The organism is Chloracidobacterium sp. (genome assembly GCA_016715795.1).
In the GTDB taxonomy this organism is placed as follows: Bacteria; Acidobacteriota; Blastocatellia; order Pyrinomonadales; family Pyrinomonadaceae; genus OLB17.
Map to the genome: position 1 here is coordinate 770107 of JADJXP010000001.1, position 24099 is coordinate 794205.

17 protein-coding genes and 3 pseudogenes are annotated in these 24099 nt (G+C 48.1%); 12 read left to right on the forward strand and 8 right to left on the reverse strand.

Annotated elements, in window-relative coordinates; translation table 11 throughout:
* Positions 1-52: 52 nt before the first annotated feature.
* The 8 genes from IPM59_03500 to IPM59_03535 form a co-directional block, all read right to left on the reverse strand.
* Positions 53-1039 (reverse strand): site-specific integrase, encoded by a 987-nt coding sequence (locus IPM59_03500; GenBank protein ID MBK9214653.1) that lies wholly within the window; start codon positions 1037-1039, stop codon positions 53-55.
* Positions 1040-1544: 505 nt separating this feature from the next.
* Entirely contained in the window at positions 1545-2459 is a 915-nt protein-coding gene (locus IPM59_03505) for a recombinase family protein (GenBank protein ID MBK9214654.1), read from the reverse strand.
* On the reverse strand, positions 2456-5446 hold the full coding sequence (locus IPM59_03510) for a type IV secretion system DNA-binding domain-containing protein (protein ID MBK9214655.1): 2991 nt from the start codon (positions 5444-5446) through the stop codon (positions 2456-2458). The genes IPM59_03505 and IPM59_03510 overlap by 4 nt, the downstream gene beginning before the upstream one ends.
* 709 nt (positions 5447-6155) lie before the next feature.
* On the reverse strand, positions 6156-6521 hold the full coding sequence (locus tag IPM59_03515) for a hypothetical protein (GenBank protein ID MBK9214656.1): 366 nt from the start codon (positions 6519-6521) through the stop codon (positions 6156-6158).
* Positions 6522-6544: 23 nt separating this feature from the next.
* Positions 6545-7414 carry a ThiF family adenylyltransferase gene (locus IPM59_03520; GenBank protein MBK9214657.1) on the reverse strand — a complete coding sequence of 290 codons (870 nt, stop codon included), beginning with the start codon at positions 7412-7414 and terminating at the stop codon, positions 6545-6547.
* Between the two features lie 6 nt (positions 7415-7420).
* Positions 7421-8359, reverse strand: a complete 939-nt coding sequence (locus tag IPM59_03525; GenBank protein MBK9214658.1) for a hypothetical protein — start codon at positions 8357-8359, stop codon at positions 7421-7423.
* Positions 8360-8384: 25 nt separating this feature from the next.
* Positions 8385-8867: a hypothetical protein gene (locus IPM59_03530; protein MBK9214659.1), complete on the reverse strand. Its 483-nt coding sequence runs from the start codon at positions 8865-8867 to the stop codon at positions 8385-8387.
* Between the two features lie 85 nt (positions 8868-8952).
* Positions 8953-9198: a hypothetical protein gene (locus tag IPM59_03535; GenBank protein MBK9214660.1), complete on the reverse strand. Its 246-nt coding sequence runs from the start codon at positions 9196-9198 to the stop codon at positions 8953-8955.
* A 175-nt stretch (positions 9199-9373) separates the two neighbouring features.
* Between IPM59_03535 and IPM59_03540 the strand changes: the two genes are divergently transcribed.
* The 12 genes and pseudogenes from IPM59_03540 to IPM59_03595 all read left to right on the forward strand — a co-directional run bounded on the left by IPM59_03540 (position 9374) and on the right by IPM59_03595 (position 23792).
* Positions 9374-10645 carry a winged helix-turn-helix transcriptional regulator gene (locus IPM59_03540; protein ID MBK9214661.1) on the forward strand — a complete coding sequence of 424 codons (1272 nt, stop codon included), beginning with the start codon at positions 9374-9376 and terminating at the stop codon, positions 10643-10645.
* 32 nt (positions 10646-10677) lie between these two features.
* Entirely contained in the window at positions 10678-11238 is a 561-nt protein-coding gene (locus tag IPM59_03545; protein ID MBK9214662.1) for a cysteine hydrolase, read from the forward strand.
* A gap of 317 nt (positions 11239-11555) precedes the next feature.
* Entirely contained in the window at positions 11556-11978 is a 423-nt protein-coding gene (locus tag IPM59_03550) for a helix-turn-helix transcriptional regulator (GenBank protein MBK9214663.1), read from the forward strand.
* Positions 11979-12498: 520 nt separating this feature from the next.
* Positions 12499-12672 carry a hypothetical protein gene (locus IPM59_03555; GenBank protein MBK9214664.1) on the forward strand — a complete coding sequence of 58 codons (174 nt, stop codon included), beginning with the start codon at positions 12499-12501 and terminating at the stop codon, positions 12670-12672.
* Between the two features lie 59 nt (positions 12673-12731).
* Complete coding sequence (locus IPM59_03560) at positions 12732-13823, forward strand: recombinase family protein (protein ID MBK9214665.1); 1092 nt, start codon at positions 12732-12734, stop codon at positions 13821-13823.
* Between the two features lie 11 nt (positions 13824-13834).
* Positions 13835-14302 (forward strand): hypothetical protein, encoded by a 468-nt coding sequence (locus IPM59_03565; protein MBK9214666.1) that lies wholly within the window; start codon positions 13835-13837, stop codon positions 14300-14302.
* Positions 14303-14451: 149 nt separating this feature from the next.
* A pseudogene (locus IPM59_03570) lies at positions 14452-16432 on the forward strand (SAM-dependent DNA methyltransferase).
* Positions 16433-16536: 104 nt separating this feature from the next.
* Positions 16537-17160, forward strand: coding sequence for a hypothetical protein (locus IPM59_03575; protein MBK9214667.1), 624 nt, complete (start codon positions 16537-16539; stop codon positions 17158-17160).
* 14 nt (positions 17161-17174) lie between these two features.
* Positions 17175-18827, forward strand: a complete 1653-nt coding sequence (locus IPM59_03580) for a restriction endonuclease subunit S (protein ID MBK9214668.1) — start codon at positions 17175-17177, stop codon at positions 18825-18827.
* Positions 18828-19064: 237 nt separating this feature from the next.
* Complete coding sequence (locus tag IPM59_03585) at positions 19065-19877, forward strand: DUF3800 domain-containing protein (protein MBK9214669.1); 813 nt, start codon at positions 19065-19067, stop codon at positions 19875-19877.
* A 155-nt stretch (positions 19878-20032) separates the two neighbouring features.
* Positions 20033-23079: pseudogene (locus IPM59_03590) on the forward strand (HsdR family type I site-specific deoxyribonuclease).
* A gap of 5 nt (positions 23080-23084) precedes the next feature.
* Positions 23085-23792, forward strand: a pseudogene (locus IPM59_03595) (M48 family metallopeptidase).
* The last annotated feature ends 307 nt before the right edge of the window (positions 23793-24099 follow it).

Genomic DNA, 24099 nt, shown 5'->3' on the forward strand with positions numbered 1-24099 from the left:
CACAAGCTCGATCGAGTAAGGGATTTTGAGTCTCGAAGACATCCGTCTCCAGCTAATTCAGCCGATCCGAGACAACCGGGAATGCGGACGTTTCCGACAGATAAGTGTCCAAAGCGGACGCGACTTTGCTCGTTGTTTCCGCCTTGACGTTGAGGTAGCGAAGAAATGTTTTAAGCTGCGAATGCCCGGTAATTTTCATGACCTCAGTGTGGGAACAACCGGCCAGGATCATCCTCGTGGTAGCCGTATGACGGCAATCATGAAATCGAAAACCGTTAACACCTGCATCTTCGCAGAGCGACTTGAAGGCAGTTTTGATCGTATTGGTAACACCAAATACGAGCCCATCTTGGCTCTTTGGCGAATAGCTCCATAGTTTTTCCAGCTCCTCGCGCAGCCGTCGGGTAATACCTACCGTTCTGGCCTCCTCGGTCTTCGTATTGGTCTGGGGTATGAAGATCTCGCTGGTAGCGAAGCTCACGTCAGCCCAGCGCATCCTAAAGAGCTCCCCTCGCCGCATCGCTGTGTCCAAAGCACATATCAACAGAGGTCGTAGATGCTTGCGGCGGCCAATGCAGGCGTCGAGCAAGCGGGACTCTTCCTCGATCGATAGAATTCTATCTCGCTCTACTTCAGCTGCCTTGGAAATAATGCCTTTGGTCAACGTGAACGGATTGCGAAGAAGCCATTCGTTCTGAACCGCATAGTTCAGAATCGTCCTTAAGAGTTCCAGTTCCCGGTTCACCGACGCGATCTTTCGCTGCCCTCCGTAAGTGGTCGGTGTTTTCAACCGTGTTTGCTTAAACCTCTCAATATCGGCACTTTTGATCGTCCGTATCGGTTTGGCGCCAAAGTACTGTATGAGAGTCTTGAGGGACGATCTGACCGGGATGAGCGAGCGTCTGCCTGAGACTTTGATACCGTTCGAATACTTGGCCGGCAGTATTTTTTGCTCGGCATAGACGGCCGCGAGTCCTGCAAAAGTCAGTTTGTCAGATCGGAGCGTATCTTCGCCGTGCTCTTCGAGTTCGCGCCTCATTTCGTCAACGGCACGCTTGGCCGATCTTTTATCCGTAATCGGCTTATACTTTTCCTTTGACGTACCGGTATCGGTTTTGTACTGAAACCGGGCGTACAAATTACCGTTTATTTCCTTCCAATACCTGGGCGAAGATCGCTTCTTTTTTGTCTGATCCGTCTTCACAATTTCCTTCGTGCAATACCCGAATGCTTCTCATTACCTATAGATTTACCTGCGATCTCCATCTTACTTAATGTTATCGAATGAAACAACATGTTATGCTTGTACGTCTATAACCGCTGAAATAAATGAGGTTATGAGATTTTGTAGACGTAGTTTTGTTAACAGTTGTAATCCAGTTTTTCCTAAAGGAAACGACTGTTAACCGAAGGGTTGTAAGTTCGAGTCTTACCTGCGGAGCCAATTAAATCAATACCATAGCCTGTCAACATTTGACGGGCTTTTGTTATTTATCTAAGAAGTTATCTAACGCATGGTGCTATTAACCTTTGCCAGTCGAGAATTAGCGCCGACCCTCGCAGCTTGTCAGATACGGCATCAGATGTTTTTCTTTTGAATAAAGTATACGAAATCCGACCTGGAAGAATCCGATAAGTCCTGCATTTCGTTTGCGTAGCAGCGTTGATTTAGAAATCCCGAGGAAAATGGCTGCCTCAGCTTCACTAAGCAAAGGTTCATTTAGTGGTTCTTGAGGAATATTTGACGGCGGTTGTTCCAAATGCCCGTCGAGGCCGGGTTGCATTGGTTGCCCAAGTGCCGCCGTTTTTAATAAGGAAGGGTCGCACGCGAATCGTATCGATATCGATTCGCGTGCGACAGTGACCGCTTCACAGAGATGTTCTACGATCAAACGTTTGTTCTTTAGGTTAAACGTGGCCCACGATTCCGATAAAGTATGCGAACCAATTCTAAAAGGTTCAAGCTGAGAAAGAAAAACTGATTCAAGGTCATCTGACGGAATTTTAATGCGACAACGAGGGCAAACATATTTTGTGGAATTCGAAGGCACATTCATCACGCCGCCACATGAGCAAGACACACGACCAGCGAACAAGTTGACCGGCTGTTTTACTTCCCGGGTTCCCAGCAAAGTATTGGCCCTTTCCCAAACCTCAATTGATACGATCGGATCGACCTGGATATCGGCGTCTATCTCACGGCGAACACCTTTGGCGGTTGTATCTCTTAGTAATCGGTCGATTGCCATGTCTGAGAATTCTGCCCGGTTACGAGTTCGATACCCAAGATCATTCAAAATTAGTGCGACGGTCTTCTTTCGCCGATGTTTGAGAAAAAGATCAAAAATAAGACGCCGGATTGGTGCTTCGGTCTCATCGATTTCAAGACGCCCGTCACGCCATCGATAACCAAATGGAGCGGCTCCACCGCGCGATCGAATTTGTTCGGTTTTGTTCACTTTTTGTCCCTCTCGTCCAAAACCTCTAATAAGGTTTGTCCAATCACCTCTGCCTCGGCAACTGAAATCTCGGCGTATGAAGTTTTAACGCGATAGCCATTGACCTTTACTGCATCCAAGGGCTTGTTGGATGTCTCATTAGATAAGCTCTCAAGGAAGACATGAAAGTTTTGAGGTTCCAAGAACGATAGTCTGTCGAGTTGTGAGTTTGCAAGTGTTGTCTTTGCGGCTTGTTCAATATCTCTCAGATGATCCTCACGCAGGGACAATACAACAATGCGGTCATATCCCGCACTGAGGCATTTCTGAATATTTCGCACCTCATACTCCACTGTGTTTGTCACCGCAATTTCACAAGCTACACGGACAGTGCCGTTATCAAGGGCAACATCGATACGACCGGTTCCACCAAGAACCGATTTTTCTACTGTTGCAATGAAGTCGTATTTTTCTGCTATCCGTTTCATTATGCGCTGTAAATACAGGTGCTCATTTTCAGATGGTGAGAGATCCTTTGGATCTACGGTCGGAGGCGCCGCCCTGTGTGCTGAAACAGTTTCGTTCTCAGGTCTTACCGCACATGACACCGGATAGGTTTTCGCATTTTCTGCGAGGTTTTCAACCAAGCTTTTCGCAGCAGCAAATTTCTCGCGTGATCGCCGGATAATTTCCGTCTTTTTGCGCTCTAAGACCACAGTCTCGGGCTTAGGGGCTTCATTTGTCTGCAAGTTGAAGTCGTAATCGGCCCTCTCAACACGGACGATCGCTTCGCCGATCCCAAGATTCTGAAGATCCGCTGCGTCAAATGAAGAAAACCCAGCCGCGAAACGGTCTGCATCGGTATCTCCAAGCCTGAAACAAATGCGCGTGTAACAATTCGAGACAACACTTGCCGCCACCTCTTGGCTCCGGCTTTGTAATTGTCGAAATTCCTGATGACTAAGCGTTAAGCTTATGTTGTATTTGCGGATGCCCGAAAGTATTGGTTCGATGCTAGGTCCTACGAAGTTGTGGAATTCATCAATGTAGATCGCAAAGAACGGTCTTGAATCGGTGTCCTGCCGGCTAAGTGCAATCTGGTGAAGTTTTGTTACGATCAGAGTTCCCAGAAGATGTGCGTTCTCCAGACCCATCATGCCCTGCGAAAGCTTTACCAGCAAAATCTTTTTGTTGTCCATCATCGAGCGGAAGTCCAATTTACTGTCTTTTTGACAGACGATATTGCGAACTAACCGCTGTCTGAGAAACGCGTCCAAACGGATAAGAATTGATGCTTGAGGTTTGCCGGAAACAAGCGGAAATTCATTGTTCCAAAAGTACCTGACGCTATCGTCATGAACGGATGTAAGAAACTCTTCGCGGAACGGTTTCTCGACCAGAAACCGCTTCAGGTCAGCGAGTGTTCCGCCGCGGTCACTCTCGAGAATAGCGAGAACCGCATTGGCCAGGGTTGCGTCCATAACATCACCCCAGCTTGTAGCCATGCGTCTGAACGCCGATACGAGATCGGACGCGATCAGTGTTTTCTCGAGATCGCTATGCGCCTGTAAAACATTGAAGCCGATCGGAAAGTCTGTATCGGACGGGTCGAACAGAATCACGTCATCCATTCTGGCATCAGGCACATTGGCGCAGACCGAGTTAACGAGATCTCCAGCCGGATCGAGCAGACAGAGGCCGTTCCCAGCCTGCATATCTTGAATGGCCATATTTAGCAGAAGCGTGGATTTTCCTGATCCTGTGCTGCCGATTATATGAACATGTCGAGTGCGTTGATCCTCCGATAAGGACGCCTGCGTGTCGCTACCGTCATGACGGTTCTGACCGAGGATAAGAGTGTTGCCTGATGCAGCCTTTGGCACAGGCTTCGTTCGAGTGGCGGCCCGTGCGAGCTTTGGCGTTTGAATAGAAGATGCAGGTAAATGAACAAGACCTGAAAGCTCCGATGTGTTAAGCAGCATGCCCATTCGATAATTAGTGCGTGAAAAGAAAGATAGACGGTGATTGGCCGCTGAATAGCCGTCACAACTCAAAGCGATAAGCTCATTGCTACGCGGATGACCGAATTGTCTGAGGCTTCCACCTATCTGTTTCAGAAGCGTCCAACAGCGGTCAAAAGAGGATGCCTGACCCATGAGACGGATCGAAACAGCAAACAACGGAGTTGCAAATTTATCCTTGATTGACGTTGAGTAATTGGGATTGATCTCGTTAAGCAGTTTTCGTTGTTCCGTATCGGCAACGGCTCGAAGCGCTTCATCACCCCATGCTGATTTGGCAGGAATGAACATTACTTGCAACGCAGCACGTTCATCTGACGCGAGCGAAGCAAGGGAGCCGATGACGCCTGCGAGAGGGTCAGGATTAAAGCTTCGAAACTCGCGAAGCGGCAGCAGAAAACTGTTTGAAAGTCCAAAATCAACAATGACTGTAGGCGCCAAGCCGCTGAATTTATCAGCAAGAAAACCGTCCCTGCGTACGAGCGTTACGTCGGGAACAGAAGCCTTCCATTGCGATGTAAGATGTTGGACGAGAGAGACCTCGCACGCGTGTTGGAGTGATATTGTTTCGCGATCACCAAAAATCTCAAATGCAACCGGCGTATTGAAATGACCGATCGACAGTAAAAGTTGTTCACTTAACGCAGGATTAACGTCCAATTCACGCGGAAGCTGTATATGTATCTCAGCCAAACTGCCCTCACGATAAAAGGTCGAAGGCTGGCCAACTTTTACCAGTTTTGTTACAAGCTGTGGTTGTAAAGGAGTCTGATTTACAACGCTTTTTTCAATGAAGCCTCGAATTCCTCCGCCGGTCCGAGCATCATCGATAATCTGCCTAGGTGGTGCAGGCTCAACGAATATTGGGGTAAATGCCGGTTCAAGTGCTACCGCGACATCGTATAATTTCCATCCACGACAACATTGCTCCCAAGCTTTGAAAGATCGCGTCCATGCTTCAGCATAATGATGATCCCGGTAATCCATGACTCCGCCCGTTAGTTATAAAATTCACGCAGAAGTGGTCGCTGCTCATTCTCAGTTAACGGGCGGACGCCACGCTGGACCAACACGTTTGTTGCCTCAATAACACAGCCACGAATTGCTTGTTCAAAAGCTTCATAAACATCAGTCCGATAGAACGTCGGCGGGGATATTATGCGTTCAGCTATGAATCCAAAATACGGTATCTCGAACAGGACCATCGAAAACCGCGAGGGGTTTGCCGTATATCGCCAAGTCACAAGAAGACCAGTGCCAACAGGCACGGCGCTTATGAAACAAACAGCTTCGCGAAACCGGATCAAAAGATATGTACGCCGAGTTGACAACAAATGCCATTCCAGACGCGAGACGCGGGAAACGGTGACGCCTATTACCTGACGGAAAACAAATCTGTCTTCGATAACGCTGTAAAGCTCAAGAGGAGATACGGGATATCGCTCAAAGAAAAGCGGATGACGACGGTAATCAGGCCTCGTGTTGTGGATTGCGTTGACTAGCCACCGACCTATCCGGTAAAGAGTACGAAACGGCGAAACAAAAATAAGGCCGAAAAACCATCGCGAGATACGTCGCAATACAGGATTTCTCGGTAAAAGATGACGGCAGATCCACGAGAGGCCGAGTGCTATAAGAACAAGCCAGAAGATCAGTGAGAGACATGCCAAAATTGTGTTTGAGCCATCACTCATTGTTAGTGTGTCAGATTAAACGCTTCCGTCAGCATGGCCTCAACAAACATGTAAGCATCACCAAAATTTGTTGCTGGTTTTTCAAAATGCAGCTTGAACCACTTGCTATCCGGGGTCAGCAGCTGCATACAGCGGCCGTGACGATGCTTGCTGATATACAGCGGCGGATCATACAGATACACTTCTGCAACGTGCTGATCCCGCTGCACGATCATGCCGCGAACATGATCTTTAAGATTGCCCGCCCGATCATAAATGAGAAAGCGGCCTTTGAAGGTTGTTTGGGCGTTGCCGCTCTCCTGATACCAATCGAGCGGACCGGCAAGGTTCTCGACAAAGATCATTAAATGTTTGTTGAATGTGCTCATTTTGATGCTCCTGTCACGATTTTTCAGATCATCCCCTCACAAACCTCGCACCCCTGCCGTTTCTTCACCGTTCCGATGCGATCAGGTGCTATACCTGAAAGATCGGCCTCCCGCCAGTTGAACGGTGTCAGCTCACCCCAACCCATAACGGCCCGATGTGCAAAGAAAACGGTGAAACCGGCAGTCATAAAACAGCTCGAAACAATCGCTGAAGCGCACGGCATTATCCTTTCGGGGTCAAGATTCGGCAGAGCACACCACAGACATGGTTCTAGGGGCGATGCATTCTGCAGAAAAACCTGTGTTCGCATCCCGTCGCGACTCAACATGGAAAAGATCGCCGGTATTCCGCGTTTGCGAGCTTCCTTAACGACATGTAGCCGGCACTCATTATTATCGACGCCGGCGATAATCAAATCGGCGGGCAGCGTATACTTCTCAAGGGCGTCTTCAAACGTCATTCCAATGCCGGTGACGACCGCGCCGGCCATCGCTTGCGCGGCAATATGCCTTGCAAGCCGCTTGCCCTTTGGCTCGCCAAGATCATCAGCGTAAAAGAACTGCCGAGATAGGTTGGTGCGGTCGACGCGGTCCGCGTCAACGATCGTGATCGATCGCGCTCCGCTCCTTGCCAAACAAACAGCAACCCAGCTACCGAGACCGCCGCCGCCAATCACGAGGAACCTTGCCGGTTCGAGCAGATCCTGCCGATGAGCCGGAATACCATCATGCCGGGCGAAAAGGTCAGGTTCCGCTTCATGTGTTGCCTTTACCTCTTCAGAGCATGCGATTTCCATTGGATCGCCGATGTCGAACAGTTCTTCCGGAAATTCTGCAAAGGTGTCGCTCGGTTCTGACACTTCTTCATCGATATTGATCTGTGAACCTGTCATCACTTTTTACACCCCCAAACGATATACATGGTTCTGAACTGAAACGCCGGAAACGCCGTCACCATCGATCGAGATCGAGATCTTTCCCGATTCCACCGCCGTTCCCCAAAAGCGGAAATATGCGTCTTTGACCATAATCGCTGATACAAGATCATCCGAATAGTTCTTGAGCCAATCGGCGTGTTGCCTGATATCAATACCGCTCGGCCTAGTTGCTTCAGGTCCGCTTCCTGGGTGTGAATGTATCCACAAAGCGAAATGACTGCCGCTCTGAGACATCGCAATGAGAGCACGGCCCAAAAGGTCCGGATCAGCCTTGACGCCTCCCGTACCTGCAACGCCGGTCACGTCAAACAGAGCGTTGACCGTCACATTATTGCCGTGGCGGTAACCCGCTCCGACCATCATTCGCTCAGCCGGAAATAACGCCTGCCAAAGCTGAAACATCATAGACGATGAGAGCGTCATAACCGGACGGGAAGTTGTGGTTGCCACAACATCGACTGCGGTAGTTTCACGTCTTCCGTTCAACGAAAACGTGTTCTTGATCTCCTGTTCCGCCGCAAAGAGCATGTTCAACGTTTTCATCGCAACGTTCATCGCTGCGTCGTCCCCGGCACCGATGCTTTCGATGAACCGCTTTGTATTTGTAATTTGAGTTGCGATGATATTGGCGGCATGCTGCGGATTAACTGGGCAGGCAGCCTTGTAAAGGATCCTGACTGCGGTATGGCATTCCGTCAAATTTTCTATGGCAGCGTGAAGATAATCGTTTTGTTTCGGGTCAAGGCACGGAGCGCCTGTAATGAGCACAAGGCCGGCCTTCCATTCCTTTAACAACGACTGTTCTATCTGTTTCAACGCACTTCGAGCATCAAAATGCGCGTCACCGCCCCTGATAATGTTTATTGCCTTCGACGGCAATTCCTTAATTTGTTCCAACATTTTTGGTTTTTACCTCCTGCCTGATTTACATATTGATTGACTCATCCAAGACTTGCTCAAAATAAAGGATCGCCTCATCAACATTTCGTGGTGACCGGCTCCAGTGCAGGAGATACCATCCAGTACCAAGACCGACCTGCTGAAAACAGGCATGATGTCGATGCCGGCGGATCGCCCGCGGCGGATTATGGATGAATGCCTGAATTCGACCACGCCGCGCGACCTCGATTCTTCCTCTAAACCGCCTGCCACCGACCTGGTATTCCCCTTCGTAAATCTCGTTGTTGCCGTTACGCGTTCTTATCCAGCCCCGTTCATCCCATGCACCGCGATTCGGAGGGCGTACAGTCTCAGATCTTGCCGGTGTGATCGGCACCAGTAACACCGGCCGGATCGGAATCACGGTCGCCGGTCTGACCTGCACAACCGGAGAGGAAGGGTGAATTGCGATTATGGCCTCAGAAGGCCGGATCGTGATCGGTCTTGCAGGTGTGATCAGTGTTGCCATTATCCTTTTCTATAAATAAATGCCGGCAAGCGAGGGACATTCGTGGCTTGCCGGGCTATGACAGTTACTACCGCCCCCAAAGAGGTTAAAAGCTGTCGTCTGTTCCGGCTTCGACATCCGATTTCGTTGCGAAGACCTTTTGGCCGTCAGCAACGGCCTGATAAAGATCATCGTTGAAACCAAACGCTCCGCCTTCTGGTTTATTCAGTTGAAAGCCGTTCAGATTAAGCTGTGCAAGAACATCGCGAGGCTTAGTGCCAGGCAAGAGCTGCACATCTTTAAATTCACGGCTGCCGTCCGTGCCTGCGACAGAAATAGTAATTTGCTTCATAATTTGTCTCCTTTGGTTTTCAGTAAATTACGGGTCAAAGTCCATTGACTTTTCCTCCGTAACAGCTAGAATTTTAGGCGCAGGGTATCCAAAAATATCCGAAAAAAAAGCGGATTTTTGGCAAAATAAAACGGAAAGGATTCCATATTTTTTCCTAATAAATTCGTAAGAACTCGTGGCTAACATTTCGCATTACTGTATTCAATTTGACGGGTTCTTTTTGAACCCAAAAGAGAGATTACTTTTCAAAGGTGAAGAGCGGGTAGACCTTCGAGGAAAAGATTTCGATATTTTGGTCTATTTGGCTGACCGACCGAATCTCTTTGTAACACATGACGAGCTATTGGACGGCGTGTGGGGACCCGACACTTACATTGATGACAGCAATATCACGGTTCATATAGCAAAGGTACGAAGTGCCCTTGGTGGCGACGGTGGGTATGTTGAAACAGTTCATGGCCGTAAAGGGTACCGGTTCGTTGCTCAGGCAACACGAGTCCCATGCCCTTCGACACGTCCGGTAGATGTGCCCGCGTGGATTAACCCTGTTGCTAAGAGCGAATTTAGCGTCGAATGTCATAAGTTCGTTCCCGTGTTTTTGGGAACGAACGCTTACATCGACTTTGAAGAAGCCACGTCGGAATCTCTGTGGTCCGAGCACAAAATACTCGAAAAAGAGGAGGGCGGTTTATACGTTCTTCCGGCAGGCGTGGGAGTTTGGCATATTTCACATGATCTTGATTTTACAACCCTTACAGATTTAGCGACTTGGAGGAGAAACACTTATAGGGAAATAAACGAGGACCGCCACGTGATCACTACCAGCACATCAAAAATCATCTCGATGCTACCGCAAGACGCAGACGATCCCCTTGCTTCCGCTCGGGGAAAGATCGGCTATGTATTATCGGTCATGATATTAAATGCACCAATGTGGGAAGAGCCTAGCCGGTTGCGAACGGCTATCAAACTCCTTTCCTGCCTGACTCCGCTGCAGTCCGAGGAGGGCGACGAGCAAGCTCGTGAGGACGCCATTCGATTGGAAAATGAGTTGCTGGAAACAGGCTTTGCGCACAAGGATGTCGTTGAATTCGGGTTATCAGGCAGTGACCTTGGATTTGCGAGTTGGGCGGGCGTTTCCTATTACAAGTTTTCCGGTCAGCCATCGCGCTTGCGGGAACGAATCATTGAATTCGAGATTGCTGTGCAAGGACTCTGGTGGTATACGTCTTGTATAAAGAAGATCTGTTTATCCGCGCCTCTTACGCCTAAATCAAAAAGAAAACTGAGCGCGCTTGTCGGTGCGGTGACGCGACAAATGGGACGATTGAAAACCATTGGTGCGACCGAAGTAAGCTCGCAACGCACCATGTGTGAAGCCATACTCGCAACCAGTCGGCTGGAAAGTCTTGTAGACGACACCGTAAAGCTTTTCAATCAGATTTAATTTCATTATCCAAGTTATAAAAAGGAATCATCATGATCACATTTCAAAATCCAGTACTCATCGTAATTGATATGCAGAACGGGTTTCTGGGAAGCCGTTCAAATTATATTATCCCGAGTGTTGTTCAACTTGTCGAAGAGTGTCAGAAGCGAAAAATCCCGACAGTTTTTACTAGGTTTCACAATCGAGAAAATAGCCCCTACGAAAGATTGATCGGCTGGACCCGGCTTAGAAACGCCCCTGAAACTGACTTGACACCCGAGCTAAGCCAGTTCGCACAGACGATCATCGACAAAGATTTCTATAGTTCTTTCACGGAAGAATTTGCCGAACTGGTGAAAAAGAATGATTGGCGAACGCTAATCCTATGCGGCGTGGCCACCGAAAGTTGTGTGATGAAGACCGCCGTGGACGCATTTGAAAAAGGGTTTACGCCGATCGTCATCTCCGATGCATGTGCAAGCCATGCCGGGGAAGATGTCCACGCATCGGGCCTAATGATCCTCGGTCGGTTTATAGGAAAGGACCAGCTTGTTACGAGTAACGATCTCATCCGTAAACTTGATACGATCGCCGCTGCCATAAATGGCTGAATCCATATTATCTCGCCCCCTTCCGGCGAAATAAACGCGAGACCAGAGGCGGCAATAAGGCTATTGACTTTTTTCGAAGGATCAGGCAATATTACCGGTCGCTCGGAACTTTCTCCAGCGATGTTAAGGTCACATCACCACTGAACGACCCACGATAATTCGGCTTATTCCAGCCGGTTTTCTACTTACCTGTGGAAAACTAGGCTTCAAAAGTATCTTAATATTCCCCCTTTTCCTAAGGCTTAACAGCCAATACTGTATAAGTAGTAATCGGCCCATTTTCCGATACGCTCGATTTAGCTCATCACCTATAAAAAATGTCATCTAAAGTAAAAAAGCTACATAATAGCGGTCTTTGGCTCATACGTCGAAAGCGCGGACTCGAAAGAAAGCAAGTTGCCTGGATGCTTGGTCACCTGTCACCTGACCCCATTTCAAGATATGAAAGGGGCGAGCGGCGACCTAGCCTTGAGACGGCCATCAAACTTGCCATTCTTTATGATTGCCCAATCGAAGAGATGTTCAGGGAGCGATGTGACCAGCTTCGTTCGGAGCTATCATCAAAAACACTCAAGGTTTCACGTTCGACGTTTGCGATAACCCCGGCGTCAAATTTAATGGGTGCGATCAACCAATGTAGCTACGAGCGTCTGTTGGAAGACCCCGGCCTGAACGACATTGGCAAATCTGCCATTCGCGATCATGTAACGAACCTTGCAAAACATCTGGCTCGACTGTGACATGAATAATCGAGTCCTTACAAATTAAATTCAAACCTATCAATGCATCACTCCCAGCCCTGCATCTTATCCCTGTCATTAAGCCGGAACCGTTTAGGCTTCGCGATTTTTCGATATGGCACCCTTATTTATTACGGCGGCAAATCACTGCGACGCTATGGCAACGAGGCAGAACGTCGTCATGGAGTAAAATTGATCATTCTAAAGCTAGTGGAACGGCATCACGTTACCGCCTTACTTCTTTCTCAATTAAATAAACAACAACTGCATTCATTAGAACTTCGCAGGATCCACAGATATCTGGATCGCGTTGCATTAAGCGACAGTTTGTCCATTCAACATTTTGATCCTGTTTACGCCCGTAGTCTTATTTGCAATACAAAGCGACCAACGAAAGCAGCCACAGCACAAATTCTAGCCACGCAGTTTCCCGACCTGAACAGGTATGTGCAAGCAAAGACAGATTGGGAGCGTCGATATTACGGTAATGTTTTTACGGCGGTCGCCGGAGGAGTAGCTTATGGACGCTAAAAAAGAGTTGAAGACACCGCCCCTTGATGAACTTTATCCCGGGCGGTCGCCGGAGGAACTGGCCAACATCCAGCGAAACCTGCAACGGTATTTAGAGATCGTCGGGCAGATTTACGGCCACCACAGCCACATATCTATTGACAGAAAGCAGCTTGGTCGCTAATGTGAAAGGGCATTCGCCACAGGACTGACCAGTCCGTAACACCACTAATATCAAGATCGATGACAAAGGGTTATTACTCTTATATCCGCGTGTCCACGCAGCGGCAAGGACAACAAGGCACGTCTTTAGCCGAACAAACCGCCGCAATTGATCGTTACGCCAAATCGTGGAACCTAAACGTCGTAAAGCGATTTGAGGAACGTGAAACGGCAGCCAAAACCGGACGTCCGGTGTTTTTGGATATGGTAAAGGCACTAAAAGAGCAAAAAGCGAGAGGCGTGATAATCCACAAGATCGATCGCAGCGCACGGAACCTTCGCGACTGGGCCGAGCTGGGATCGCTGATCGACATCGGCGTAGAGGTTCATTTCGTTAACGAAAGTCTGGATTTGAATTCGCGCGGCGGTCGCCTGTCCGCAGACATCCAGGCGGTGGTCGCGTCAGATTACATTCGAAACTTAAGAGAGGAGACCATAAAAGGTATCCGGGGAAGGATCAAACAGGGTCTGTACCCATTTCCCGCGCCGCCAGGCTACAAAAACATGGGTTCGGCAAAACCGAAAGCGTTAGATCCGGTACAAGGACCGCTTATAAAGCAAGCCTTTGAACTATATGCGACGGGAAATTACAGTCTGTATGCATTGGTCGAAGAAATGTATGCTCGCGGCCTTCGCAATCGTCAGAACCGAAAGTTCTCTAAAAATGCCTTGAACATGTGTTTACGGAATCCGTTTTACATGGGATTGATCAAGGTCGCATCGATGGTCGAGTTGTTTGTCGGTCAGCACACACCGCTAATATCTAAACCATTATTCGATTCGGTTCAGTCTGTGCTGGACGGAAAGAAAATTACGAAGAAGACCCGGCATTTCTTTGTGTTTCGCCGCGTTGTTCGGTGCGGGCATTGCAAGAATTTTCTCATTCCGGAACGTCAAAAAGGACACGTTTATTATCGCTGTCATACACGGGAATGCGTCCAGAGACCATTGAGGGAAGAGGCCATTTCCGGTCAATTGTGTGAGGTCCTAAAGCAAATCGAATTCTCCGATGATGAATTGAGTCACTTTGAAGTGCTTATCAATAAGTTTCACGAGGAGGCTCCGAAACGAATTCAGGAGCATCGTCAGCAGTTAGAAATCGCACTCAGCTAAATACATCGCGGTTGGAAAAACTCGCTGACGCTTACATGGACGGCGTGTTCGATCGCGAAATTTACGCAATAAAGAAGAACTCGCTGATAAATGAAAAGGCCGATATCGTAAGTGAACTTAACGAGTTGGATCAAGATACAGAGCAAATCACGCTTAAGTTACGAAATTTTCTCGAACTCGCAAAATCCGCTTATTTAAGCTATGAATCGGCAGATGATGAAAAGAAACGGGATTTGATCAAAACGGTGACCTCGAACCTTGTCGCGACCGACAAAAAACTCATAGTTAAGCTGAATTCCCCCTTCGATCTCGTCGCTGATCGACCTAACGGCCCGAATGGTTGCCCGTTTCGGGACGCTCCTCGAACTTTTTCCGCACTATTAAGCCAACTTTTCAAATACTTCACCGGTAATCGGTCAGTGTGGTCCCAAACGGAAGTCCGGGGCGGGTCAAAAAATGCTGAGCTGATAGCAAAATAAATGAGTAGTTGGAACCCTAAATTGGCGGTTCAGGCGGGCTTACCGTATCATAATAGCAAGTTATAGGAGATTTTCAAGGCCTGTTTCCGGCTTCCCGCTAACGCTCACGATGTTTGTGCAGCGCGGATGTGCCGGACGTGCAATTATAAGTGTCTTTAAAGAAGTCAGAGCTATATTCCTCTCTTTGGGCCAGCTGCGATGAGCTTCGCGGCGGGATGGACGCTAGTCAATATAAGGATTATGTCTTAGTCCTGCTTTTCATTAAATACATTAGCGACAAATACGCCGGTGTCCCTTACGCACCGATCAAAATACCGGCCGGCGCGAGCTTTGCTGATATGGTCGCCCTGAAGGGCCGGCCTGATATTGGGGATAAGATCAACACCGACATTATTGGCCCGCTTGCTGAGACAAACCGACTGTCCGATATGCCTGATTTTAATGACGACGGCAAGCTAGGCAGCGGCAAAGAAAAGGTCGATCGGCTAACCAATCTGATCGCGATCTTTGAGAACAAAAATCTGGACTTTTCCCGCAACCGTGCCGATGGTGACGACATCCTGGGCGACGCTTACGAATATCTCATGCGTCACTTCGCCACCGAGAGCGGTAAAAGCAAGGGCCAGTTCTATACACCGGCCGAGGTCAGCCGGATAATGGCTCGCATCATAGGAATCCGAGAGGCCGCAACGACCGCCAGTACGACTGTGTACGATCCGACCTGCGGCAGCGGATCGCTGTTATTGAAAGTTGCGGACGAGGCCGGCACTTCAGTAACGCTGAACGGGCAAGAGAAGGATGTTGCAACGGCCGGTCTTGCTCGGATGAACATGATCCTGCACAACAATCCGACGGCGGTCATCGAGGGGCGGCAAAGACTATTGGCGACTCCGCTTTTAAGGATGGCGACACGATCAAGTCATTTGATTATGTGGTCGCAAATCCGCCTTTTTCAGACAAGCGTTGGAGCACAGGTTTCGATCCACACCATGACGAATTTGATCGTTTTGAATCGTTTGGTGTCCCGCCCGCTAAGCAGGGAGATTATGCGTATCTTTTGCACATTGTTCGTTCGCTCAAGAAGACAGGTAAAGGGCCTGTATCTTGCCGCATGGCGTGTTGTTTCGCGGCAATGCCGAGGCGGAGATACGACGCAACTTGATACGAAAAGGTTATATAAAAGGCATCATCGGTTTGCCGCCCAATCTCTTTTACGGCACCGGCATTCCGGCTTGTATTATTGTCATCGACAAGCTTGATGCTCAGAACCGTAAAGGCATTTTTATGATCGACGCAAGTGCCGACTTTGCAAAGGACGGCCCCAAAAACCGACTTCGTGCACAGGATATCCATCGGATCGTGGATATTTTTACAAAGCAGATCGAGGTCCCGAAATATTCCCGCATGGTGTCGGTTGACGAGATCGAACACAAGAATGAATTTAACCTCAACCTGCCGCGATATATTGATAGCCGTCCGCCCGAGGATATTCAAGACATTGATGGGCATCTGCGCGGCGGCATACCTGAACGCGATATTGATGCTCTTGGTCGATATTGGTCTGTCTGTCCCGATCTTCGGCATTCGCTTTTCAAGCCAAACCGTGATGGGTATGTCGATCTTACGGTTGAAAAATCAGATGTTAAGACAGCTATTTACGATCACTCGGAGTTTGCTGCGTTTACCGAAGGGATGCGACGGCATTTTACAGCTTGGCAAGACCGGATAACCGGCGAGCTTAAAAACGTCAAAACCGGGTTTCATCCAAAGGAACTCATTCACAGCGTCGGCGAAGATATCCTTGCACATTATCAAAACAGACCACTGATCGACCCATACAGCATCTATCAACACCTTATGGACTATTGGGATGAGACGATGCAGGACGATTGTTATCTGATAGCTGCGGATGGATGGAAGGCAGAGCCGTATCGTGTCATTGTAAAAGACAAGAAAGGAAATGATAAGGACAAAGGGTGGGCCTGTGATCTGGTGCCTAAACCTCTAATCGTCGCTCGATACTTTTCAGCGGAGCAGATAGCAATTGATGAGCTAGCCGCACAGCTCGAAGACAATACAGCAAAGCTTGAGGAACTCGATGAGGAAAACGGAGGCGACGAGGAGTATTAAGCACGGTCGCAAATCGGACGGATGCCCTGATCGCCAGACAGGAAGCGATCGTTGCCCTGCTTGAGCAAGTTGACGCAGAGAGTTTTGGCAATTACAAACAAGCCGTGATCGATCAGGAAAAGTATCGTGGCCGGCTGAATGACATTGCTGCCGATCCGCGGATTCAAAACTTAGCAAACGAAAAAGGCAAAGTGACTCTTGTAGCAGTCAACGCAAGGCTGCGGGAACAAATAGATCAAAACGAACACGGCACTCTGGAAAGCTACAAGCTGGCAACCTCTGAGCTAAAGAAGGCTCAGGACGCGGCAAGAGAACATCTTAAGCAAGGTTCCGACGCAGTGCAGAAACATTTTCTCGCCAATCCCGAGCACGAAGATTTCAAAGAGCTTGCGGTGCTTGAAGAATATTTGCGGCTGACCGATCTGATCAGCGGCCTTAAAAAAAAGCTGAAGGAAGCGGAGAGTGAATTGGACGCTCTCGCCTATGCCAAATATCGGACATTGACCGATGACGATGTAAAGCAGCTTGTGGTGGATGATAAATGGCTCGCGTCGCTTTCAATTGCGATAAATGGCGAAGTTGACCATATAAGTCAGCAGTTGACTGGTCGCGTAAAGGAACTGGCCGAGCGATACGATACACCACTGCCGCAAATGGTCGAACGAACAGCTGAGCTTGAAACAAAAGTGAACGGTCACCTCAAAAGGATGGGCTATTCATGGACGTGAAGCCAGGTTACAAAATGACCGATGCGGGTTTTATCCCCCGTGATTGGAGCGCCAAGAGCGTCAGCAGCATTAGTACACCGGTCAGAGGCGGCTCACCGAGACCGGCAGGTAATCCAAGATATTTCAATGGCTCGTTTATTCCTTGGCTTACCGTAGCATCGTTAACTAATATCCCAGACTCAAAGCTACTTGTATCGGAAACGGCAAGCTGCTTAACCGAAGAAGGCGCGTTGCACAGCCGAACCCTTTTGCCTGGCACATTGATCATTGCGAATAGTGGGGCGACCCTCGGTGTTGCAAAGATCCTCGAAATCAGGTGTTGCGCAAATGACGGAATAGCAGCGCTGCTTTCATTGGACAAGGAAATTAGTCCGCACTATTTGGCGCACTACATAAACACACAGACAAATTACTTGCGGGATAGTATCGCAACGGGAAACGGACAACCAAACTTAAATACGGAGCTAATCGGAAAATTTATTATTCCACTTCCGCCGACAAAGATTGAGCAGTTAGCGATTGCTGAGGCGTTAAGCGATGCGGATGCTTTTATCGAATCGCTTGAGCAGCTAATCGCTAAGAAACGTCAGATCAAACAGGCCGCGATGCAGGAGCTACTCACCGGTCGAAAACGGCTCGATGGTTTTACGGACGAATGGACGCCGAAGCCTTTGGGCAAGTTGTTCTATATCAGCGGAGGATTATCCGCATCTCGCGATCAATTGGGTAATGTAGGATATTGCTACCTGCATTATGGCGACATTCACACCTCCGACAGGAGCTTTATCGATGTAGCATCGGAGTTTTCTAACATTCCCAAACTAAATGTGTCTCTTGCCAATGTTTCGGCTAAAACGCTCCTAGAAGATGGAGACGTAGTTTTCGTTGATGCTTCGGAGGACGACGAAGGAACAAGCAAATATGTAGTTATTGATAACGCTGACGACATCCCATTTATCTCGGGACTACATACGATTGTTGCGAAGAGAAAGACGGAAGAGCTTGAACCGATATACCTGCGTTATTGCTTTCAGAGTGAGGCCATTAAGTTTCAGTTCAAGTATTTTGCGGTGGGAACGAAGGTTTCAGGTGTAAGCAAAGGAAACATTGTGAAAATCGTGTTACCCGTGCCAACGCGGGATGAACAACTAGCAATTGGAGCGTTTCTTTCAGACATCGACTCTGAGATTTCCGCACTCGAAACAAAATTGGGAAAGGTTCGAGGAATCAAACGTGGAATGATGCAGGATCTATTGACCGGGAAGATCCGACTGGTCGAATCCGCATCAAGTGTGATCCAGATTGATTCGATGCGGTCGCAGTCATCCGGTAAGTCATCGGGCCACAACGAACATTTCAATGAGGCTGTGATTATCGGAGTTCTTACAAAGCAGTTTGGCAGTAATGAATATCCGCTGGGACGAAAGCGACGCACCAAATTTGCTTATTTGCTTCATCGGCATTGTGAGGGCCAGGCGCTAGGGTTTATGAAAAAAGCTGCGGGACCATATAACCCAACGGTTCGATATGGTGGTGCGGAGCAAATCGCAATAAATAAAGCTTACGTCCAAGAATGTCAATCAGGCAGTCGGACGGGATTTGTCGCCGGTAATAGGATCGCTGAGGCCGAAAACTATTTCATCGAATGGTATGGAGGGATGCTTTAGTCTGGCTCAAGCGGTTTAAGAAGCGAACAAATGACAGTCTCGAACTGCTAACCACCGTCGATATGGCTATGGTCGAGCTCCGGAGAGAACAGTTCGACAGTATCAATGGAAAGCGTGAAAGATGTAATTGCCGCGCACCCAGAGTGGTCACCGAAACTTAGTCGTGAAGTTTTTTCGGATGATAAAATTGCGGTAGCGATTAAGGAGGTGACAGACCTTTTTGGTTAGACGGTGCATATGCCAAACCCGACGTTTGTAGCTTATATTGATGAATCCGGGGACGAAGGATTTCGGTTCGACGGCGGAAGCTCGCGTTGGTTTGTCCTCAGTGCGGTAGTAATGCGGAAAACGCACGAGGCCGTGATGATCGATCTCGTTCGAGATGTTCGCGCTCTATTAGGCAAACCGCCGAAAAAGCCGCTTCATTTTAGGGACCTTCGGCATGAGCATCGCTTGCCCTTTTTGGATCGAATCGCTGGTGCTGAACTTAGTACAATTTCAATACTGACGCATAAACCGTCATTAACAGAACCAGCAAAGTTTCGCGGTGGATCGCGGCTTCACCATTATAACTTGCGCTATCTGCTGGAACGTGTCTGTTGGCTTTGCCGTGACGCTCGGAGCAAAGACGACACCGGCGATGGCAGTGTAGAGCTTGTGTTCTCAAATCGAAAGACCATGTCTTACGACGACATAAGGAACTATCTTGACGGTCTGATCGCCAACGAAGCCCTTAAGCTCGGCGGCGAACGTATTCACGACATCCGGCTAAGCGGCGATATTATTAAGACATCACAAATACAAACCTTTACGTCCGGCAAACGTGCGGGCCTTCAGATAGCGGATGCTGTAGCGTCAAGTTGCTTTTACGGGTTAGAGCCGTCAAGGGTCGGTTTTATTGAAAGCCGTTATGTAGAAATGCTAAAGCCGGTAATATACACTCGCGGTGGAAAGACTCTGAGTTATGGGATGAAATTCTTCCCGGTCGGGATCGATCAGATTGCGAATGAAGATACGAGATTGAAATGGGTCGAGAACCATTTCAAATAAAAAAGCAGGCCCTGGGTCTCAGTATATCCTTTTGGTAAAGGTTGCCATCCTTAACGGACGACCTGAGATTTACCCCACGCACACCTGCTGATTTAATTATATACATTTGCTTTACATTGTCAAGCATTTTGTTGCGTTTGTGAAACACATCTAGCATGAACGGTATTGGCCAGCCAGAACGAGTTACTCAGGACCGCGTGATCGAATTGTTCCGCGATGAGCTTGGATACCGTTATCTCGGCGACTGGTCAGACCGGCTTGGCAACACCAATATCGAGGCCGATATTTTGAAGGGTTGGCTTGCCGCAAACGGATATTCAAATGAGCAGATAAATCGTGCAATATACCGGCTTCGCGCCGAGGCGGACAACTACAATCGCAGCTTGTATGACAACAACAAGGCTGTTTACTCGATGCTTCGCTATGGCGTTGAGGTAAATGTTGATCCAGGGCAGCCGACAAAAACGGTCCAGCTTATAAACTGGAACGAACCAGAAAAAACGATTTTGCAATTGCCGAGGAAGTGACGCTAAGCGGAAACTATACGCGACGCCCGGATATCGTGCTCTATGTCAACGGCATTGCAATTGGGGTGCTTGAGTTAAAGAACAGCCGCATCTCGATCGGCGACGGCATCCGCCAAAATCTTTCAAATCAACAGCCTGAGTTTAATGCATGGTTCTTCAGCACCGTGCAATTCATTCTTGCCGGTAACGACTCTGAGGGTCTGAAATATGGGACGATCCTGACCGAAGAGAAGTATTTTCTGAATTGGAAAGAAGACGAGCAGGATAACACTCGATACAAACTCGACAAATATCTGCTGAAGATTTGTGAAAAGGATCGTTTGATCGAGTTGATGCATGACTTTGTTTTGTTCGAGAACGGCATCAAGAAACTTCCACGCACGCACCAGTATTTCGGTATCAAGGCCGCCCAGCAACGTGTCCATGAAAAGCGGCGGCATTATCTGGCACACTCAAGGCGCTGGCAAAGCATTGTTATGGTCTGGCTCGCCAAATGGATACTGGAGAATAATCCACATGCCCGCGTAGCGATCATCACCGACCGGGACGAGCTCGACAAACAAATAAAGCGAGTTTTCGAAGACGCCAACGAGCAGATTTACAAAGCGAAAAGTGGCCGCGATCTTATCAACCAATTAGGCCAAGCAACACCAAGATTGCTTTGTTCGCTGGTCCACAAGTTTGGCCGTCGTGATGTTGATGATTTTGACGAATTCATCAAAGGTATCGAGGCACAGCCGAGTCAGACCCACGGCGAGGTTTTTGTATTTGTCGATGAGTGTCATAGAACGCAGAGCGGCAAGCTTAATCGTTTGATGAAGGCGATAATGCCTAACGCGATCTTTGTTGGCTTTACCGGCACACCTTTGTTAAGGCGTGACAAGCAGACGACGATCGAAGTGTTTGGCACATATATCCATACATACAAATTCAGTGAAGCGGTCGATGATGGTGTTGTCCTTGATCTGATCTATGACCCTCGCGACATTAACCAATGGATCAGCTCACCGGAAAAGGTCGATGCATGGTTTGAGGCAAAGACACGCGGGTTGAACGATTGGCAAAAGGAAGAACTAAAAAATAAATGGGGAACAATGCAAAACGTGCTCAGTTCCCTTAATCGAATGGATCATGTTGTCGAGGACATAATTTTCGATTTTAGCGTTAAGCCTCGATTATCGAGTGAGCGGCAACGCGATCCTTGTCACCGGAAGTATTTACGAGGCGTGCAAATACTTTGGTCTGTTCCAGAAAACGCCATTCAAGGGCAAATGTGGTCTTATCACATCTCATAATCCACAAGTCAGAGATGTGACGCTCGAAGAGGTTGGAGCCAACACCGAATCCGACAAACAATTTATCCATAATACCTACAACAATCTCCTGGAAGATGTTATTCCAAAGTCGGGAATGACGAAAACCGAAACGTATGAGGAGAAGGCCAAAAGAGTTGTTTATTAAACAGCCGGCAAATATGAAGCTGTTAATTGTCGTGGATAAACTTCTCACAGGCTTTGATGCGCCGCCGTGCACTTACCTTTATCTCGACAAATCGATGCAGGATCACGGTCTGTTTCAGGCGATCTGTAGAACTAACAGGCTTGACGGTGAGGACAAGGACTTTGGTTATATAGTCGATTACAAGGATCTCTTCAAAAAAGTTCAAAATGCGATTGCGGTTTACAGCGGACGATCTCGATACTGATACGGACGGTATCGATCCCAATGTATTGCTAAAGGACAGGCTAAAGGTTGGCAAAGAGCGTCTCGATGACGCACTGGAGAAACTAACGCGCTTTGTGAACCCGTTGAGCCGCCAAATGGCGAGCTTGAGCATATACATTATTTTTTGCGGTAACACCGAAATTGAGACGGATCTTAAAGAACACGAACCGCAACGCACACAACTTTACAAGGCTACTGTGCTTCTCGTCAGGGGCCTTTTCAAACAGTGCGGATGAACTCGCCGACGCAGGATACACTGAAGCCGACATTGTGCGGATCAAAAGTGATCTGGACCGATATGTAAACGTCAGAGACATCATTCGTCGAGCTAGTGGTGAAATACTCGATCTTAAACCTTACGAAGCGGATATGCGTCACCTTCTCGACACTTATATTGAGGCGGATGCCCCCCGCGATCTCCCCGTTCGGTGACCTTTCTTTGATCGACATCATTGTGCGAACCGGCATCGCAGACGCAATTGCGACCCAGCTAGGTGGTATGAAGGGCGACAAGCAGGCCGTTGCCGAGACAATCGAAAACAACGTAAGGAGCAAGATCATCAAAGAACATCTCAATGACCCTGAGTTTTACGCCAGGATGTCAGAGTTGCTCGACGAAATAATTGCTGCTCGAAAAGCAAACGCGATAGCATACGAAGAATATTTGAAACGGATCGCAGAGCTTGCAAAAAAGGTTAGTGCCGGACAGGATGATCAGACACCGGAAAAGCTGGATACACCGGGTAAAGAGAGCACTGTATAACAACCTTGGCAACAACGAAGAACTTGCGCTACGCGTACATGAAAAGGTAATGCAAATTCGGCCGGATGGCTTTCGAGGCATACAGCCGCGGGAACAAGTTATCAAAGCAGGCATTTATGAGATTCTTAACGACGAGGTCGATGTCGAGAGGATATTTAATATTATTCGTGCACAGGCGGAATATTAGGACTTATGGAGATCGAGTTGGGTGATATCACTGCCGATGTAACTCTCAAAAACATCAAAAATATTCACCTCAGCGTTCATCCGCCGACAGGACGCGTAAAGATCTCTGCGCCCGAACGAATGAATCTTGACACGATTCGGGTTTTTGCAGTCTCCAGATTAGATTGGATCAAACGTCAGAGAAGGCGTTTCAGTGAACAGGAGCGCGAACCGATTCGTGACTTTGTTTCTCGTGAGAGCCATTACTTTCTCGGGAAACGCTATCTGTTGAAGGTTACAGAAAATGACGCACCCCCATTAGTCGTTTTACGTCATCGTGAGATTGAATTGATAGTTCGCCCAGGGACTACGAGATCACAAAAACAAACTCTGTTGGAAAAATGGTACCGGAAGCAGTTAAAGGAGATCGCCACGAACCTTATTGAAATCTGGCAGGCGACGATGAATGTCACTGTCAGAGACTTCGGCGTAAAAAATGCGAACTAAGTGGGGTTCCTGCAATCGAGAGGTGGGCCGTGTTTGGCTTAATCTTGAACTTGCAAAAAACCACGAGAATGTATCGAATATGTTCTGGTGCATGAACTGGTTCATTTATCAGAGCGCACCCACAACTACCGTTTCTTGTCTTATATGGACGAATTTCTCCCTGAATGGCGGCATAGGAGAGATCAGCTCAACCGCCTTCCGGTTAGCCATGTCGAATGGAAATACTAAGACGCAGTTTATCCGGGAGCTATTATCATTCGATGGACGCAGTCTAACTTCTTAGATGAGAACAACCAATTCGCAAGGTGTGCAAAACGATTGCTCATCTGAGGGAACAGTTCCAATCGCCGTCCATACCTGTTCAAATCTGAAATCCAGCTTGATAATGCGATTTTTTAGAGGATCGTTCATTTGCAAACAAAGTCTTTTTTAAGAAAGATAACAAAAAGCACTGAGACACTGTGGAAATAGGTGTAAAACTATGGGCTAAAAGGTCTGTTTTTTACCCCTATTTAGATTTGTTTTTCCAAGATAT